The 17,878-nt window shown below is 64.0% G+C and carries 15 protein-coding genes; 6 read left to right on the top strand and 9 right to left on the bottom strand.

Annotated features, from left to right (window positions below; genetic code table 11):
* Positions 1 to 531: 531 nt before the first annotated feature.
* The 3 genes from ACS5PJ_RS15685 to ACS5PJ_RS15675 form a co-directional block, all read right to left on the bottom strand.
* Positions 532 to 2,154 carry an ABC transporter permease gene (locus ACS5PJ_RS15685; protein ID WP_439435793.1) on the bottom strand — a complete coding sequence of 541 codons (1,623 nt, stop codon included), beginning with the start codon at positions 2,152 to 2,154 and terminating at the stop codon, positions 532 to 534.
* Position 2,155: 1 nt separating this feature from the next.
* Complete coding sequence (locus tag ACS5PJ_RS15680; RefSeq protein ID WP_439435792.1) at positions 2,156 to 3,154, bottom strand: ABC transporter ATP-binding protein; 999 nt, start codon at positions 3,152 to 3,154, stop codon at positions 2,156 to 2,158.
* A 76-nt stretch (positions 3,155 to 3,230) separates the two neighbouring features.
* The gene (locus ACS5PJ_RS15675) at positions 3,231 to 3,848 is read right to left on the bottom strand and encodes a TetR/AcrR family transcriptional regulator (RefSeq protein WP_439435791.1); all 618 of its coding nucleotides are present in this window, start codon (positions 3,846 to 3,848) and stop codon (positions 3,231 to 3,233) included.
* Between the two features lie 120 nt (positions 3,849 to 3,968).
* Here ACS5PJ_RS15675 and ACS5PJ_RS15670 point away from each other — a divergent pair, with 120 nt between their 5' ends.
* Both ACS5PJ_RS15670 and ACS5PJ_RS15665 read left to right on the top strand, forming a co-directional pair.
* Positions 3,969 to 4,481, top strand: coding sequence for a cupin domain-containing protein (locus ACS5PJ_RS15670; protein ID WP_439435790.1), 513 nt, complete (start codon positions 3,969 to 3,971; stop codon positions 4,479 to 4,481).
* A gap of 8 nt (positions 4,482 to 4,489) precedes the next feature.
* The gene (locus ACS5PJ_RS15665; protein WP_439435789.1) at positions 4,490 to 5,605 is read left to right on the top strand and encodes a HoxN/HupN/NixA family nickel/cobalt transporter; all 1,116 of its coding nucleotides are present in this window, start codon (positions 4,490 to 4,492) and stop codon (positions 5,603 to 5,605) included.
* Positions 5,606 to 5,930: 325 nt separating this feature from the next.
* Here ACS5PJ_RS15665 and ACS5PJ_RS15660 read toward each other — a convergent pair whose 3' ends face one another.
* The 3 genes from ACS5PJ_RS15660 to ACS5PJ_RS15650 all read right to left on the bottom strand — a co-directional run bounded on the left by ACS5PJ_RS15660 (position 5,931) and on the right by ACS5PJ_RS15650 (position 9,697).
* Positions 5,931 to 8,087, bottom strand: coding sequence for an amylo-alpha-1,6-glucosidase (locus tag ACS5PJ_RS15660; RefSeq protein ID WP_439435788.1), 2,157 nt, complete (start codon positions 8,085 to 8,087; stop codon positions 5,931 to 5,933).
* A gap of 362 nt (positions 8,088 to 8,449) precedes the next feature.
* Complete coding sequence (locus tag ACS5PJ_RS15655) at positions 8,450 to 8,719, bottom strand: polysaccharide deacetylase family protein (RefSeq protein WP_439435787.1); 270 nt, start codon at positions 8,717 to 8,719, stop codon at positions 8,450 to 8,452.
* Positions 8,720 to 8,749: 30 nt separating this feature from the next.
* Positions 8,750 to 9,697, bottom strand: coding sequence for a polysaccharide deacetylase family protein (locus ACS5PJ_RS15650; protein ID WP_439435786.1), 948 nt, complete (start codon positions 9,695 to 9,697; stop codon positions 8,750 to 8,752).
* 742 nt (positions 9,698 to 10,439) lie between these two features.
* On the opposite strand from ACS5PJ_RS15650, the gene ACS5PJ_RS15645 reads away from it, so the two are divergent.
* Entirely contained in the window at positions 10,440 to 11,141 is a 702-nt protein-coding gene (locus ACS5PJ_RS15645; protein ID WP_439435785.1) for a serine hydrolase, read from the top strand.
* Between the two features lie 923 nt (positions 11,142 to 12,064).
* Complete coding sequence (locus ACS5PJ_RS15640; protein ID WP_439435784.1) at positions 12,065 to 12,487, top strand: YybH family protein; 423 nt, start codon at positions 12,065 to 12,067, stop codon at positions 12,485 to 12,487.
* A 672-nt stretch (positions 12,488 to 13,159) separates the two neighbouring features.
* Here ACS5PJ_RS15640 and ACS5PJ_RS15635 read toward each other — a convergent pair.
* Entirely contained in the window at positions 13,160 to 14,638 is a 1,479-nt protein-coding gene (locus tag ACS5PJ_RS15635) for a sialidase family protein (protein ID WP_439435783.1), read from the bottom strand.
* 467 nt (positions 14,639 to 15,105) lie between these two features.
* On the bottom strand, positions 15,106 to 15,240 hold the full coding sequence (locus tag ACS5PJ_RS15630; protein ID WP_439435782.1) for a hypothetical protein: 135 nt from the start codon (positions 15,238 to 15,240) through the stop codon (positions 15,106 to 15,108).
* Between the two features lie 96 nt (positions 15,241 to 15,336).
* On the opposite strand from ACS5PJ_RS15630, the gene ACS5PJ_RS15625 reads away from it, so the two are divergent.
* Positions 15,337 to 15,465 carry a hypothetical protein gene (locus ACS5PJ_RS15625; protein ID WP_439435781.1) on the top strand — a complete coding sequence of 43 codons (129 nt, stop codon included), beginning with the start codon at positions 15,337 to 15,339 and terminating at the stop codon, positions 15,463 to 15,465.
* Between the two features lie 454 nt (positions 15,466 to 15,919).
* Here ACS5PJ_RS15625 and ACS5PJ_RS15620 read toward each other — a convergent pair whose 3' ends face one another.
* A complete protein-coding gene (locus ACS5PJ_RS15620; protein WP_439435780.1) occupies positions 15,920 to 16,864 on the bottom strand; it encodes a cupredoxin domain-containing protein in 945 nt (314 codons plus the stop codon).
* A 670-nt stretch (positions 16,865 to 17,534) separates the two neighbouring features.
* Between ACS5PJ_RS15620 and ACS5PJ_RS15615 the strand changes: the two genes are divergently transcribed.
* Positions 17,535 to 17,762 (top strand): hypothetical protein, encoded by a 228-nt coding sequence (locus tag ACS5PJ_RS15615; protein WP_439435779.1) that lies wholly within the window; start codon positions 17,535 to 17,537, stop codon positions 17,760 to 17,762.
* Positions 17,763 to 17,878: the final 116 nt, after the last annotated feature.

Below are 17,878 nucleotides of genomic sequence, written 5' to 3'. Positions count from 1 at the left end.
TTCCAGTACACCGATGCGCATGGGTGATCCGCCTGCACGGCGGGCTAAGTTCACATACAGGACGTTGGGGTCGGAGGCGCCGACCAATCTGTTGGTCTGACCGGCGAAGAAGCGATCGAAATCTCCGTCGAAGCCCTCCCGGTCCAAGTGAGGTCGAATTGTCCGAAATCGGTCTCGACAATTTGGTCGAACAGAACTCGCTCCTGGCATTAGATTACGTCGCGACCGTTTGAGGGCTACAAGGGCGCAATATGGCCAGCCTTCTGTGAGCGCGTTCAATGACCTTATGGTGTCCCGGTGAGGAATCCTTCACCGGATACGAGATCTTGTTGTGGGGGCGGAGGACTTCCCAGGGATGCCCCCGGGGGTATCCCGTGAAAAGATCAGGATACTTTGGCCGTATTGCTTTCCCGTCCCTCCAGAGACCGTGAATGGTCTACGTTGGGTCCGCGCCGGCTTCGTGTGCCACGATGCATCACTTCACTGCCGCAGAGACCGTGGAGGTTCCCGGGACGTCGGTTCTACGGTCCATTATGCGTCCCCTATTTCCCGCCGCCGCATGGCGATGAGGGCAACGGCCGTGAGAGCCCCAGCGATGCCGAGCATCCAGAAACCGCCGGTCCAGTCGCTGCCGGAGGGCGAGGGGACTGGTGTATGGGTGAACGGCGAAAGGTCGCGGACGCTCTTGTCCAAGCCGATCATGCCGCCGTAGAGGCCGATCATCACGCCCAGGATTAGCGTCCCCCAGCCAAGCGGCATGGTCGAACCTGGCCAGAGGACGAACGCGGCCGCCGGCAGCGCGAGGTAGATGAGGGCTGCGGGGATCTGGTCGGCGGCGGTCTGCCACACGTCGGTGACGGCGCTCGAGGTGTCCCCTGATGCGGCGAGGGACGCCCATGCGCCCACGGCGGCGAACGCCATGACGAGCACCACCGAGACTGCGCCCAGGGCCAGGAAGCTTGCGAGCAAGTGGACGCGGCTCAACGGCTGCGCCACGACGAGCGCGGCCGTGCCGGCCGTTTCCTCTTGCCGCAGCCGGATGATTGCCTGGAGGCAGCAAGCCGCGGCGAGCACCCCGGCGAATTCGAACAGGACCGAGATCACGAGCTGGGTCATGGACGTGCCCCGGGCCTGAATCATGGCGCGCAGGGCGCTCGTAATTGATGGGGCGCCGTTAAGTGCGTGCTGGACCGCTGACCCGAGAGCCCCTGCGAGGAGACCGGTCATGAGGCCGCCCAGGCACCAGCCGATGATCGCACCCTGCTGGAGCCTGAGCGCGAGCGAGAAGGGCCCGCGGAGACTCGCCCGCGCGTCGGCGCGGCTTGCCCGGCCCGCTACGACGCTTGCGCCGACGTCCCGCCGTGACATGAGGACGAGGACGGCGGCGATGCACGCCGCTCCGAGTGCGAGCGGCAGCGTGATCGGCCAGAGCCGGTTGCCCGTGTAGGCGAAGGTCTGCTGGCCCCAGCCGATGGGCGAGAGCCAGCTCGGCCACGCGGCTGTGATCGTGAGGCCGTCCTGGCTGACCTGGCCCGTCGCGTCGCCGAAGCCCCGCAGGAGGTAGGCGAGTGCAGCGAGCGCCGAGGCGATCCCGTTGGCCCCGCGCGAGGTGCTCATGAACTCGGCCGAAAGCAGCCCGATGCCCAGGAACGCGATCCCGACGGAGCCCGCGGCCGCGCCGGCCACGAGCGACCCGCTCGGTTCTAGCCCGCCCGAGGTGAGCCCGAGGAAGAGCGCCACGGCTATGAAGACGTTCGCGACGAGCCCGTGGAAGACCGTCGCGGCCAGCGGCGTCCAGCGCCCCGCAGGGGTCGCCGAGACGAGCTCGGCGCGGCCGGATTCCTCCTCGGCTCGGGAGTGCCGCACGGCGAGGAACGTGCTCATGAACCCGGCCAGAAGCGAAATAAACGCGAAGAGCGCGAAGAATGTGAATGCGCCTTCGCTGGCGCCGCGGACGAGGCCTCGGAGCATGAGGATCGCGGGGGTCGCAGTCGCGAGCCGCAGGACCTCGGCGCGGGAGGCCTCGTCGCCATAGGTCTTGAGGATCGTCGTGACCGACAGGAGCGCGAGCAGGCCGATCGTGATGACCCAGATGGCGAGCTGCCACCGGTCGCGGCGGAGCCGCTGCCGGTACAGGGTCAGGAACGTGCTCATCTCAGGTCCCCGTCTGCTCTGCGTCGCGATGACGGCGGCGGCGAGTGGCGCCGTCGCGCCGTGCGGCGTTGCCGGCTTCGCCGACGGGCGGAGCGGCCGTCATGCCGTAGTGGCTGAGGAAGAGCTCCTCGAGCGACGGCGGCGAGATGAGGAGGCCCTTGACTCCGAGGGTGCCCAATAGAGGGAGAACTTCGTGGACGCGGTTGGAGTCCGCGCCGAACTTGACCCGGCCGTCGGCGACAGTCAGGTCGTGCACCTGGAAAAGGTCCGCAAGGGCACCGGTGTCGACGCTGTCGGCCGCGAAGAAGACCTCGGTGCGGGCGAGGTGGCGCAGGGCGTCGAGAGTGCCGCCGTCGACGATGCGCCAGGCGCGGATGATGCGCACTCTGACCGCGAGTTGCTCGACCTCGGACAGGATCTGGCTCGAGAGAAGCACGGTGGCGCCGTTCTCCTGCACGAGCCGGCGGATCTCGTGCCTGAAGACGGCCTCACTGAGGGGGTCGAGCCCGGTCGTGGGCTCGTCGAGCAGGTACAGCTCAGCGTCGGTTGCGAGGGCCGCAATAAGCGCGACCTTCTGCCGGTTGCCCTTCGAGTACGCCCGGTTCCTCTTGGAGGGGTCCAAGTCGGACAACTCGCACAGGCGGGTCTTGCGGTGCCTGTAGGCGCCGCGGTCTGCGGTGCCGCCGCGAAGGCGTGAGAAGAGGTCGATCGCCTCGCCGCCAGCGAGGTTGGGCCGGATGGCCACGTCCCCGGGGACACTCGCGGTGCGCCGGCGGCGTTCGACGGCGTCCGCCCGCGGCTGCAGACCGACGGCCGTCGCGCTGCCCGACGACGACCGTGCCAGGCCCAGCAGGATGCGAAGGGCTTTGGCCTTTCCCGCACCGTTGGGGCCACGCAAACCGTGGATCTCGCCCGCACGGGCTTCCAAGTCGAGGCCGCAAAGAGCCTTGACCCGGCTGAAGTCCTTATATGGGTCGACAGTCCGGATGACAGCGTCCATAAAGTTCACGGTACGCAGGTTTCAGAATCTTGTGAACGGTCACCCCTTGCCGGCGACGCCCCGGGACCATCAGGGGTCACGGTCTACGAGCGCCTGTGTTCTCGAGTGTGGGTGCGTCGGGCCGTTCCTTAACGCCGACTGCCGTTGTGATCAGGGTGCACATGACTTCGACGGCGTCATCGTTGGAGAGCCCGTTGTCATGGCAAAGTGATCGCCATGTCCAGAACGAAATTCCGTGGCTGAGGGTGGCAGATAGCCGGGGGTTCCTGTTCCGTTCGGGAAACGCTTCGAGAAGGACGTCACGGAAGTGGGTGTTTCTGGATTCAAGGTCTGAGCGGTGTTTTTGCGGTAGCGAATCCCAGTCCCGGTAGATTCGCACGAGCATGGCGTCGCCGTCACGGTAGAACCGGTACAGGTCGGACAGGCCGACGGTCAGGCGTTCGTGGGGTTCGGTGTGCCGGGACCATTCCTCGGGGTCGGGGAGTTGCTGTTGCGAGAGCCAGTGCGAGGAGCAGGCAGAGAATAATGCCTCGTCGTCGGAGAAGTGTCGGTAGACCGTCAGCCTGGTGACCCCGGCCTTCTCGGCGATGCCAGCGATGGTGGTGCGGGCCGGCCCGACGGAGCCGTGCAGGGTCACGGCCGCATCGATAATGCGCTGGTGCGTGCCGCTGATCTGTTCGGTCCGTTTGCTCATCTCGTAGCGCCGGTTTTTGGATGAACGATTATGTTCACTCAATGTATTGACACGGATCCTTTCCGGGCGCACTATTTCGATACACACTACTGTATACCGAAATGTGAAGGGTGGTCTGTCATGAACCTTGGAAAAGCTCCGCGGCTGACGGTTGTTCAGCCGGGCCAGGGGCGGGAGGGCAGTCTCGGGACGATCGGGGTTGTCTTTAAGTTCTTCGGCGAGCACACCAATGAACAGATTTCGATTGTGGAGCACCCGTTCCCTGTTGGGGCTCTGGTCCCCCCGCATACCCATACGCGGGAGGACGAGTACTCGATCGTCATTGAAGGCGAGATAGGGTTCCGGTCCGGCGATCGTGAGGCGGTGCTCGGGGCAGGGGGCTACATCACGAAACCGCGGGGGGAGCTCCACACGATGTGGAATGCCGGAAAAGTCCCCGCGCGAATGATCGAGATCATCAGCCCGGCCGGGTTCGAGCATTTCTTCTGGGGATTGGCCGATCACTTTGAAGCGGGTCCGCCGGATCCCGAAGTCATCGGCAAAATGGCCGCCGAATACGGACTTCAGTTCGGCGAGCCGCCCTGGCTGCCGGACATCATAGCCCGGTACGGGCTGACACCTCCGATGGGCTGACGGGAGTCATGGGCATCCCGGTTTCGATCGAGCAGTCCAAGCGCGGCGGCACCGCGGACCGCAAACGAGTGCCTTCCATCGCCGGCATGGCCGGGACTGTCATCGGATTGCATGCGGTGGGCTGGGGTGTTCTCTTGTTCGGCGTTGTCCCGCAGAACCTGCAGATAAGCTCCACGCAGGTCTTCGGTATGGGGATCGGGGTTGGCGCGTATCTGCTGGGCATGAGGCATGCTTTCGACGTCGACCATATTGCGGCAATTGATTGCACCACCCGTAAACTCTTCGGCGAAGGCCTTCGGCCGCAATCGGTCGGCTTCTGGTTCTCGCTTGGCCATTCCAGTGTTGTCTTCGGCTTGTGTGCGCTGTTGGCCGCCGGAGCGCAGTACCTGGGCGGCGTGGTGGGGGAGCGTGCATCGCCATTGCGCGAAATGTTGGGATTCGCGGGCGCCGTGATCTCAGGACTTTTCCTTTATGTCCTGGCGGCCCTCAACGTGCTCATCCTGCTGCGCGTCGTGACGGACTTCCGCGGTGTCCGCGGCGGCCACGGTGTGGATCCTGCGGCGGTTTCTCCCACTGGTCTGATGGCCCGTGTCCTGAGGCCGGTACTGCAGAGCATCACCCGGCCCTGGCAGATGTATGTGGTGGGGCTGCTTTTCGGCCTGGGGCTCGATACCGCCACGGAGGTCACTTTGCTGGTCGTGGCGGTGGGCACGGCGGCAACGCCGCTTCCCTGGTATGCCGTCCTCAGCCTGCCCACGCTCTTCGCCGCGGGCATGTGTCTGCTGGATACCCTGGATGGGTGGTTCATGAACGTGGCCTACGGTAGGGCATTCTCCAGCCCGGGCCGAAGGCTGAAGTACAACATCGTGCTGACGGGGTTTTCCGCTTCCGTGGCCCTGAGCATAGGGACAGCGGAACTAACATCACTGACGCCCGTAAGCTTCGATCTGACCGGACTCGGATATGTGGTGGTTGGCCTGTTCGTTCTCGTCTCGCTCGTAGCGGTCTGCGCCGATCGGTTCGGGGCTGGCAGCCAGCCTCGAACTTTCGAGCGGGGACAGTCAAACCGCAATTCCCGCAGCAAGATCTGGCATCGCGACCCTGAGCCCGGACAGCGAACATAGTGACGGCGGCAGACCGGTTATCGCGGGGCAGTTCGTGGAGCGCAATTTTGTAAGTTCACCGGGGTAGTGAGACACGACACCCGTCCCGCGGCATAGCGGAAGTCAGGTCAGTCATGACAGGCGCAGCGAGCACTGATTCGGTCCGGCGTCCATCACCGGAAAGCGCGGTGATACGGCCCGGGGATCCATTGTTTGATGATGCGCGCAAGGTGTGGAATGCCGACATCGATCGGAGCCCGCTACGAAAGGTAAGCGTGCATCCGGTGGCGGACCCCACACACCGTTATTCAGACAGACCCCCGGCGGTCCATTCAAGATGGGCTTGCTAGCCCTCCTTTCCCAGCCCGGCTTGCTCCAACATTTCTGTCAGCCATGGCCGGTGTTCGCGGTGAAAGACTATTCCTTCGGGCAATCCCTGCACGGAAGGTTCCGAACCCGTGATGTCGATGGTGATCCGGCCTGCCGCCATGGGCGCGTTGGTGATGTGCAGGTCGCCGTATGACTCCGGGAGCACCGGATCCATCCAGAATCCGCCGCGGGAAATATGGGCGTCGTACCGCATCAGGCTCGTGACCAGCATGAGCGGTGTGGTTGCTGCCCACGCCTGCGGGGAGCATGCCGTCGGATACGGCACGGGTTCGGTGACTTGGTCGCGGCCGAAGCCGCAGAACAGTTCCGGCAGCCGGCCGTCGGTGTAGTCGGCGGCCTCGAAAAGGGCGGTAGAGATTCGTTGTGCTTCGGCAACGTAGCCATAACGCATCAGGCCGGCAGCGATGATCGCGTTGTCATGCGGCCAGACGGAGCCGTTGTGGTAACTGGCGGGGTTGTAGGCGCCCATGTCGCTTGCCAGTGTCCGCACTCCCCAGCCGCTGAACATTTCAGGGGACAGGAGCCGTTTGGCGACCAGGGAGGCCTTATCTTCATCGATGATGCCGTGCCACAGACATTGACCCATGTTGGACGCGCACGCGTCGACTTGCCGTTTCTTGCCGTCGAGGGCGACGGCGAAGTAGCCGCGGTCAGGCATCCAGAACTCTTCGTTGAACTTTCTCTTTAACCGCGCCGCTTCGTCGGTGAGCCGGGCAGCCAAAGCCGGCTCACCGGCGTCGTACGCCATCCATGCCCGGGACAAGAACGCTGAGTAGGTCAGGGCCTGGACTTCGCAGAGCGCGATGGGCGGCTCCGCCAGGCGCCCGTCGGCGAAGTTGACGCCGTCCCAGGAGTCTTTCCAGCCTTGGTTGATGAGGCCTTGCTCGTTGAGCCGCTCATACTCGACAAACCCGTCACCATCCTTGTCACCGTATGTCCGGATCCAATCCAGTGCGCGGTCGGCGTGGGGCAGCAGCGCGGAGATGGTGTCCTTGGCAAAACCCCAACGGCTCACGGACGCGAGGGTCATCACGAATTGCGGCGTCGCGTCAACGCTCCCGTAGTAGACGGACTTGCCGCCCAGGGAGAGCCCGCTGGCGACGCCGAGCCTGACCTCGTGCAGGATCTTGCCAGGCTCTTCCTCACTCATGGGATCCACTACGCGGCCTTGCCGGTCAGCCAGTGTCTGCAAGGTCCCGAGTGCCAGCGATGGGTCCACCGGTAGTGCCATTTCCGAGGCCCAAAGCGAGTCCCGGCCAAATACCGTCATGAACCACGGTGCGCCGGCGGCCACCACGATGCGCTCCGGATGGGCGGGGTCCTCGATCCGGAGGGCGCCCAAGTCGTCGTAGCTGCGGCGCAGGGTCCGCTCGATGGAGCGGTTACCCATATGCAGCTTGGGAATCTTCGCGACCCACTCTTGGCGGCGACGGTCGCTGGGAGATATCTCACCTAGCGCCGGACGAACGAACGGTGCATCCCGGACAGCGCCCTTGACGGTGGGCACTACGTTCAGCTGGGTGCTCCAGTGTCCGCGCGCCGGAACGACAACCCGGTAGGTCAGAGCCTCCGGGGTGACGTCTGCGCCACTCGCATTAATGACCACGCCCTTGCGGACGTCCTGCCACGCTGCCTCAATGGTTAGCGAGTCGCCCTCCGTTTCGCGGATTTCCTCCCAACGCCGCTGAACACGTGCCTCTTTTACTTCAAAGAGGTCTGCGAAGTCCGATTCTACGTGGAGGGTGACCACACAGTCGGTTTCGTCCAATGAGTAGTTTCGGATGGTGATCTCCTCCATGATCCCTGCACCCACTTCCCGCAGGCGCTCCACGATCAGGGGGCTATCGGCGTACCCATCGGCGCGGGGAACACGGCCGATAAACAAGGCCCGATAGGGTTCTTTCGTCGAGGCTGTCAGCGCCTCCAGCGGTTGCCCATTGATTGCCAGGGTCCAGCGCGACAGGATGCGGGTGTCCTCATGGAAGACACCGTGCGGATGTTCCGGGTGGATGTCTCCATTGGCCGACGAAATACAGAAGGATGAACCCTCCACCAAAGTCACCGTACCGAAGCCTACGGGCCCCGCCGCCGTGTCAGCATTCCATCCAGCCACCACCGCCTCCTTAAACGGCTTAAGACCGGGGCGACGGTACGGGCTCTAGGTCGAACCCTCGATCGCCGCCGTACCCTGTTGGATAGACGCTACGCCTCTACGGTCTTTGATAACAGGCACTGTGGCCGTCCATCGTGGGCCGATCCTGCCGGGTTGCGGACTAGGTGTATAGGCCACGGACCTTCCGTCCAGGTGGAGGTGTCGTTAACCCGACAAAAGGCGGGATTTGAACGTAACAGTATCCCTGCTGGCCTTTGCCGACGCCGCTTTGCCTCGGCCGATCTATTGATTCACTGCGTGTCGGAGAAAGGTAGGAGGAGTGCCGCGACACGGGCTCCAGGAGCAAAGCGGCCAACCTGCGTCTATTTGCGTTCAGGCCGGGACCGGTAGACGTGTCCCGGGACCAGTGGTGTTCTTTCGAAAAGCTGCGGCACTGTCACAAGCCGGTAGCCCTGTGTTTGCAGTCTGGTGATCAGTTCTTGCTGTCCGGCGATGGTTGTGGGGTGGACGTCGTGCATCAGAACCACGGCGCCGGGGGTGGTTTCCTTGAGCACTTTGGGCACGAACATGGCCGGGTTCTTGCTTTGCCAGTCGAGTGAGTCGACGGCCCAGAGGATCAGTGGCTTGCCCACGGCCGCCTGCACGGCGGCGTCTGTTGCCCCCTAGGGCGGGCGCATGAATGACGGGGACCAGCCTGTGGCGGCGCGGATGGCGGCATCGGTCCGGTCCATTTCGTTCCTGACTGCCGCCGGGGAGAGCTTGGTCAGGTATGGATGGCTGAAGGTGTGGTTGCCCACGGCGTGACCGGCATCGGCGACTTGGTGGGCGGTCGCCGGGCTGGCAGCAGCGTTTGACCCGGTCACGAAGAACGTTGCTTGTGCGTTCTTCCCTTTCAGGATGCTCAGCAGTCGCGGTGTTGTCTTGACGTCGGGCCCGTCGTCGTACGTCAGGGCAGCGCACGGGACGAGGTCGCAGTTGACATGCCTGCGCGCCAGTGCCGTGGCCTGCGGCGGCACCGGGTCGGCCCTTAACTGGCCCAGTACCTTGCGGCCGAAATCGGTCAGCATGGCTTTGGTGTCGTGGGCATCGATGGTCGTTCTCACCTCCTCGCCGGAACGGCCGGGCGTAGGTGGGCGTTCAGCGGTGACATGGAGCTCGCCCGCAGGGTCAAGGAGCATGTCGGACAAGGCCGGCGCCGGTGGAGAAGGTCCGGCGACGGCCGCCGGGACACCTGTGATCCGCGCCTGGATTCCGGCCACGGCCTCAGGGCGCACAAGTTCGGCAGCATCGTTTACCTCCCCGGAAACCGTGTCGGCGAAGACAGTGGCCGAACTCACGGCGCCGGTTCCGTTCGGCCCGGTATCTTTGACTCTTTCGCGGACCGCAATCACGGTTCCGTTGGCCTGTACCGGTTCGGCCGATAAAGTGATGGCCGAACCCGAACGCTGGACCGCGTTCAGTGCCATCGCGGGACGGTAGCGCCCGCCCGCAGGGGCGGCCGCATCCAAGATACCCAGCAGCCAGGAATCCACCTGCCCGTTCAACCCCGGCAGCCCGTCCACGTACGTCCAGGACGCCTTAACCTGACGCGATCCGACAAGGGCGTTCATCGACATCGGATAGCCGCCCGGCGCCTGGACCGGAAGACTCAACACATCCGATAGCGGCCGTGGCAGCGGCGGAACCTTTGTCGGGCCACCCGTAACCGGTTCTTGCGGTCCCTGGACGGAAGCTGTGGATCCGGCAATTCCGTCGCCCCCGCAGATGAGCGCAGCGGCACACAACAAGCCCAGCACGATCCGCAGCCAGGCGGAAGCCGTGCTCCGGCGCGAGTGCCACGACCGGTGCCTCATCAACGAACAGACTCCTCCATGTCTTGAATCCTCAATCTTCCTGCCTGCAGCCCCCAAAAAGTGGGCACCCCTGTCGGCAGCGTCGGCACCGCTCGCAATGATTCTGCTTCCGACGGCGGCCACGCTGGCGACGGTGGAGGCTCGCCTATAGCCTGCACAGGGGTGAAGGGGCTAGATTCAGTCCACGATGAAAGAGAACGGGCCTGATTGCTGCGAAGGGCACGGGCGTAGGAAAGGCGGGCGCCTTACTGGCGGGCCCTCCAGATTCCGCCTAGTTCTACTAGCTGCCTGTCTTTCAGTCCTAGGCATTGGATTCGCCGCCACCGCGTTTTCGGCTGCAGCCCGGTCATCTGCGGACCAATTGTCTTTGCATCGCGGGGACCCATCGAGTATTCCCCCGTCAATAAGCGCGATACCGACCGTCCCCGATGCGCTGCCGGTCTCAGGCGAGCCCACAGCGCCGCCCACCCAGCCAGCGCCGCCAACACCAAAACCCGCCATGCCGGCCCACATCATCACCCCGGCCCTGGACGCCGACATCACAGGCATCATTAACGCCAACGACGGTTTTCAGATCGGTGTGGCCTTGATCGACCTGCGCGACGGCTTGGTGCATCGATACGGTGCCGAAGAGCCCTTCGAGGCAGCCAGCACGGCCAAGGTCCTGGCTGCCGCCGCCTACTACCACCTGGTCGAAACCGGAGGGGCCACCCTGGACGAACCCATGGGTGACTACACCTCCGAGTACCAGCTCAGGGAGATGATCCAGAACAGCGATAACGACGCGTGGGCGATGATCCTGGACGCAGTCGGATACGCGCAGTTGCGGGACTACGCAGCGTCGATTGGTCTTGGCTTTGATCCCGAGATCAACGAGCTGAGGCCGCCGGAAATGGCCACCATCCTGGCAGACCTCTATTCGGGAAAGCTGCTCAATCAGGGCGACACTGAGGAGCTCCTCTCCTTCATGAGGCACACCAACTTCGAGTCGCTCATACCCGCTGCCACGCCTGCCGATGTCACCGTTTTTCACAAGTACGGACTGCTGGACAGCGAACTTCACGACGCCAGCATCCTCGTCAAGGGCGCCGAGGCCTGCACCTTCGTGGTCTATACGCGGGGCACGGACTGGAACGACATCGCGGAGCGGACGGACATCATCCACCAGCTGACCGAGGCGGTAGTCAAGGCAGTTTTCTAACGCACAACGAACCGTCCGCGGCACCGGCCGTGCCTGCAGGGACCGCCACGTCTGCACGGCTCTGACCGGACCGGAAGCCGAAACGGCCGCGAAAACCGAGGCGGCCTACCGGAAACTGCGCAAGAGGACCCGCAGCCGCCGGTAGGCCGCTGACCCCCGTCCTCCGGAAACCCTGCAGGAGGCCTCCATAGAACGGAATGTGTCGCCACGGCATGTGACCTTGAGCTGACCGCAAGCCAAAAGCCCGCCGGACTGGCGGAAGACCAGAGGCAAAGGCTTCCGCCGGACATGCTTGACCCGACGGTGGAACTGGACCCGGCCTCCTCGCAGCAGGGCCGGCGCAGGGCCGGAGATCGCCAACACATAACCACGTGGTGGCGAAGGCGATATTGGCGTGCGGGCACGGATCTGAAGCTCCCTTTTCGCTCGTCTACGAGAACATCACCAAACTGAAACACAATCCTCCGGGAGCAGGTAAGACTATGCACGATCGGTGGGGCGGCGAACTTCGCCTGACCGCGAGGACGCCGCGCCGCGGTGATCATCGATCCGTCCACCTTGGTCTGTGTGGCCGCAGTTCCAATGCCGGCGCTCTGCGCAGCCGGGGCAGCGCGGCCCGGGCGCCTGACGGTCGCCAGGATTGACTGCTCAGGCGCGGTGCCGCAGGCAAGGCCAAACAACTTGGAGCTGCGACGACGCACGCGGCCGAGCCCCATGGCGTTTACCGCGAACTCGCTTCGTGAGGAACTAGCCGACGAAACATGGAGACCTTTGACAGGCGCCGCTGCCGTCCCATGCGGACCCCTACCCGTTGGCCTATTTGCATGTGATGATTTAGTGTCAACCTGAGTTGGTGATGGGCGGGATACTGTGGCGCGGGATTCGGTCCTCGGAACGCCGCCATCAGTCAGAAGGTGAGAACAATGCATCTTGACGAGGTCACCGGCAGGTTTCGTCAGACGATGAATGAGTTTGCTAAAGGAAACCCGCATCCCGCCAAGTCCGTTTTCTCCCACGGAGATGATGTATCACTTGCGAACCCGTGGGGTCCTCCGGTTGTGGGATGGAAGATGGTTTCTCAGGCCTTGGATTCAGCCGCGGGCAGGTTCCGGGAGGGACGCGTAACTGCTGTTGATGGCCTCACCAGACACGTCACGGCCGACCTTGCCGTCTTCCTCGACATTGAACATTGGCAGGCCAAGCTTGGAGGAGGAGACGAAATGTCGGAGTTTGCCTTGCGTGTAACGAGCGTTTACCGCCCCGAGGGCGACACATGGGCGCTGGTTCATCGTCATGCAGACCCGGTGATCGCACCGCGTCCCCCGGACGCTGTCCTGCATAGCTAGCACACAGTCTCCCGCTCGATCAGCGGAGACGTAGACACCAGTTAAGGATGAAAGCGATACAGGCCAGTTTGGCCGGACAGCCCCGTCGGCAGGTCCATGAGCATTCCGCGGAACAGGGTCTCTTCGAAGAAGCCGACGATGAGGGCAGTTCCAACCGCACCGACGGCTTCCCGGTCAGCGTATGGCACGGGCGTCCGCTTCGCGGCAGCGGTTCATAGGCTGGCCGGATGTGTGCCCCTGGCCAGGGACAAGGGTCCGGAATTCTGTGACGGTACACCCTAACCCCGCCGGCCGCCTGGAGTAGAACCGCGATACACCTATGGGCAACCCGAAACGGGGGCCATGTCCGTCATTGCTAGACCAGCGGTAACCTCCAGCCGAGCACTTCGTCCTGCGGTATTCAACGCGCCTAAAGGTCTGACCGCGCAGTCGCAACGACTCGCTTGCCACACACCAACGACTCTTCCCCGGGGCCAAAAGGAAGCGGTCCCAGGCAACCCGGCCCGCGGACCACTTCCTCACACTCTTGACAAAAGAGAACTAAATATCAGATGTGTTTACCAGGCAGGTTGGTGGCGCGGCTGGCGGGCGGTGGAAGAACCGTCCAGGATGTGCTCTGCGGGGTTCTGCTCCGTAGCCGTGGCCGGTGCCTGCCTTGTACGTGTGGCTCCTCTAGGGCGTGATGACCGTGAATATGGCATCGGTGCGGTTGGACGTGTTCGCGTCATTGGCCCTTATGGACAGCGACGCGAACGACGAGCCGACGGGGGCCAGACCGGCGTAGTCGCCCACGAAGAACCCGCGGGCCGTGGGCGCTGTCATCATGTCGAACGGGCCGTGCACGTGCGTCTCGTCCCCGAGCGTTAGGGTGCCCGTTGGGGAGGAAATGAACCAGTAGTCTGTGGGAAGCGTGCTTGTGTTCCCCACCGTGAGGTTCCGGAAGTCGTAGTAAGCGACGCCGACCTTGCCGTTGGCGACGCGAATGCTCGGGGTGAAGGCAGGGACACCCTTCGGCGTGTTGGCCCGCGCCGGCGCGCTCCAGGTCGCGCCGCCGTCAGTGGACGTCGAGATCGCGACCTCATCGTAGTTCCCGCCGTTGAACCGGGAGTCTTGCCACACGACGTAGAGCTGACCCGTGGCCGGGTCGACAGCCGGCTCTGGGATGATGTCCCCGGTCCTAACGGGCGCACCGGTGTTGGGGTCGGTTACGCCCACTGTGTTGAGCTTCGCGATGACCTGCGGGGCCGTCCAACTGGCGCCTCCGTCCGTGGATTTGGTGTAGGCCACGTTGAGACCGTGCAGTTTGTCGATTCCGTTCTTGCCCGTGCCCAGGATCAGGTCGAAAAAGTTGTACAGCGTGCCGTCCGGACCGACAACAATCTGGTTGCCGATTGTCTGCTGCTTGTTGCCGGTGTGCACGATGACAGTCGGAGTGCTCCATGTGGCGCCCGAGTCCGTCGTCTTGGAGAAGAGAGTCGGTCCGGTGTAGGCCGCCGCGTGGGCCGTCGCCCGTGGGTTGTCGTTTGGTGAAACGAGCCGGTCCCACACCGCGTAGGCCGTGCCGGGGACAAGGGGGTCGGCAGTGACGCTCTCTTTGTCGTTGAAAAACTGTGGAGACCCGAGGTCCTCTATCAAGGTCTTCGGGGCAGTCCATGTGGCGCCGCCGTCCTTGGACGTCGAGGCGAGAACGGCATTGTCGTAGCCGATGCCCTGGAACGAGATGGACACCGAGTATGCCGTGCCGTCCGGTCCTATCGAGACCCACGGGTCAGAAGCGCGGTCGTAGCGGGCAGGTCCGCCTGCGGCGCAGGCGGAGAACGGCTGGGCCACCGTACTCCAGGTTGCGCCTCCGTTCGTCGAGTAACCGGCCACGAGACCGCTTGCGCCGCCGTCGGACCAGCGGTCCTGCTGCCACGCGCCGATGATGTTCTGGGAGTTGGCCGGATTAACGGCGACCCATGGCTCGACCTCGGCGTTCAGGTAGTTCACGGCGCCGGGGGCGGAGCCTAATGTGCAGGACGAAAACGGGCTGGTCCCGCTTGCAACAACCAGGGGGCCGAGAGTCGCGGCGGACGCTCCGGACATGTTCAGCATGAGGGCGGCCGGCAGCATTGTGAGCAGGGCGGCTCGGCGAAGACGCCTGGCGATCATTGGTTTCTCCTTGGGTGGGGGTGCTGGGTGTGATCAACGGTGATGTCCGTGCCAAAGGCCTTGCGGCCTCGAACTGGGCTGTCCGTCTGATGTCGGCATACTCGGCATCGAAGATGGGGAAGCGGGCCGCCGTCGGGGTGAATAATCACTGGATGCCCGCGAAGAATCCGGGCGGTGCGCCAGCAAGAAGCGGCCGGAACTCTTTCGCCCCGGCCGGGAATTCCCAGCGCCGACTCTGGCTGTGCGCTCGAAGAGCGCACAGCAGGCGACGGAATTCCTGCGTATGCCCTGAGCCGGTTCCCGCAGCCCCTGGGGCCCTCAGTGAAGGGCGTGCCCTCAATCTCGAAAAGGAGGCAATTGATAGGGAAACGGAACCCCCGGGACCGCCGCGCAGGCTGAGGGTAGTGTGAGAGCGGCGTCGTGCCACTGTGCGCGGGCCAAGGCCGTGCCAGGTTCGGCCCGCCATGTCAAAACGTTTCGCTCAGGTCGAGACTGCGGATCTGCTCGCAGACTTCAGCGTTGATTTCCGGCGGCCTCGCCTGCCGTGCTCGGACCGGATCGGCCTGCAGAAGGCCACCCAGCCAGCGTGGCTGCTCGTCCATGCACCCAGAGGACCACAAGTTGGGCGCCCGCGCAAGGGGTCCCTAACGGCAATTTCCACTGAACTCGCCGGCCGTCTGGCCTGGCCCGGCACGCTCATGGGATCAGCCACTATGACCGCCGTCGGCATCGCAACAGGACGCGGTGCCGGCGCCATCATCGAACGCTTCAGCCCGATCGATTCGCCGCAACGCTCATCGTCCTCGAGGCCGGCGGCGCTGTCCTGAACGCAGCCGGCGAAGCCGATTCTTTCCCCGCCAACGGAGGGGTACCACTCGGCACCGGATCCTCAAGGACACGCCCATCAGCCTTCAGCGGCCCAGGCGACGTCAATACCGCAACCCCGTCACATTCACCGCAGGCAACGCAGGGCTCCTCCTCCATGCCGCCCCGGACGACGGACACGACCACGGGGGAACTCGGATCCTGACCTATCGCCACATTCCCACCACCCCACGCCATCACGGAATGTTCCCTGCGCGGAGCACCGATGGGAACCAGGCCTTCGGACCAAGAGGTCTCGACACCTGATGTCGAGGGCACCTATCCAGAGGTACCGGGCGCCGAAATTCGATGAGGGGTACGTGCTGCCTCACCTCCACGGTGGGGCCGCTGGATTACTGCCTGCTGACAGCGGCCCGCGCGTCGGTTCTTCCGCCTGGATGCGCCGGGGGAGTGAGATCAGGATGTTGGAACGACAGTCACGCTTCCGGCCATGCCCAGATCGTCGTGGAATAGGCAGACGTAGTCCCACGTTCCGAGCTGGTCAAGCGTCACCGAGAACGTCGAGGGGCCGCCCGCGAACGCCGGGAGCAGGACGCCGGAATCGACAGGCTTCCCGTTCTGCACGAGGGCCGTGAACGTCACCGTATGCGGCACGACCCCGGGGTTGGCGGACATGTCCCAAGTTACGGTTGTGCCCAGTGGGACGGTGTCCGCGGTTGGGATGAACCGCATGACCATGGCCTTATCGTCCATCGCGCCGGCGTAGACGTGGGTCGGCCTGGCCTTTGCCGCCGTGCTGGCCCACAGCGCGTACCCGTCGGCGATGATTGCCGCGTTCTCAGCCGCTGCCTGAGCGTCGTACCACGCTTGGGTGTGCGGGTATGGCGCGCCCGGAGCCCGTACGTGGAGGGTGACCGACATCATAGCCCCGTGGATGAGGCAATAGAACGTGAAGTCACCGCGTGCGGCGAACTTCAGCAGGTACGACGTCCTCGTCGGGAACTCGGGCGATGCCGTGGTGCTCAGGATTCCGGAATTCGTCCACGGCGCGGTCGGGTCGAACACGGGGCCCCCCACGGGAGTCACGGCATCGAAGAGCAGATTATTAACGTCGGTCGGCGGAAGGGGTGGTGTTCCGTAGCTGACCGTGTGGATCTCGGCGCTGTTCGCCACGAAGTTGACCGTGTCGCCCTGGTCGATCCAGATCTCCCCGGGCGCAAACCGCATCCCCTGGATGGCCATGTCCGAGGACTGCTGGCCGACCAGGACGGTCCACGTGGTGGTGTTCTTGTTCTTGGTGACGCCTGCCTGGGCCGGTGCTGTGCCGGAGAACCCGAGCAGGAGCGCCGCGAGGGCGAAGGCGACGGTATATGGCCGCCTGAAGAATGGCCGGAATGACATGATTGGTCCTCAGGTGAGGGAGCAAAGCCGCCTCCTCCAGCGCAGTTGACGGCGAAGGTTTTCCGGGCCACGTCCCGGGACGGGCCGGAAAGGGCGGCCAGGGCGAATCTCCCAGCAGATGTGCCTGCGCCGCTTCGACGCCGAGACAGTCGCCGAACCAGAGTGATATTCCAAAGGAGTCCTATGGACCTCGGGACTAGAATAGCCCTTGGCTCTGCCCGGTGACAACGCTGTGCGGTGACTCATAGTAATCATCCGCGTAGCGGCGTGGTTTACGTCGGTGGCAGCGGATAAGGGCTATGCCCGATTTCATGGAGCTAACCATGGTCCAGCGGCAGGCTGTGACGAGGAAGAAAGCCCTCGCCTGCAAGAGCGCGGATCATGCAGGGAAATCCTGGATTCTGAATGAGCTGGTGGTAGTCCCAGCACAATCAAAACCGCGTTCCCACAGTGGGGGGAGCGCGGCGGTCGTTTCGGCAGGGCGGCTCGCCGGATTGCGGTCTTGGCTGAATCAGCGCATCGAGTTCAGGCGGACGAATGTGGACGGCGCCGAGCCCGAGCTGCTCGCCCTGCAATAGGACGAACAGGAGCTCCGCACGACCGTCAGCGCCTGGGAGCACCATGAAGGTATGACAGCTCCAACGCGGTTGAGGCGGTCATCCATGAGCTCATGGATCTTGCCTGGAATCTTGTCTTCGATCTCCTCGAAAAGCGTGGCCTGCTCAGAGATGGATTGTTCGTCGAGCGGTACACCGGGATCCATTCCTGGGTGGAGGCCATTACCCGCTGCACGGTCGTCCACTTTTGTGATGGCGCGGTCCTGTTCGTGGATACCCCGACCGTGGACGTCATCGTCTTCTGCCACGACATTCTGGGCGCCGACGACCCGAAGACTTGAGTGGCCCGTGACGCGGTTGATCCCCCCGGAGGGCCGTCGATAACTGCCTGTTCCTCTGGGCACACGTGGGGGCCACTATAGAAAGTACGAAGAGGATACGGTCGAGGATCAGGGAC

The sequence above is a fragment of the Pseudarthrobacter cremeus genome (assembly GCF_051857465.1).
In the GTDB taxonomy this organism is placed as follows: Bacteria; Actinomycetota; Actinomycetes; order Actinomycetales; family Micrococcaceae; genus Arthrobacter.
Note: the sequence above shows the minus strand (reverse complement) of the source record. Positions and strands in the feature narration are given on the sequence as shown.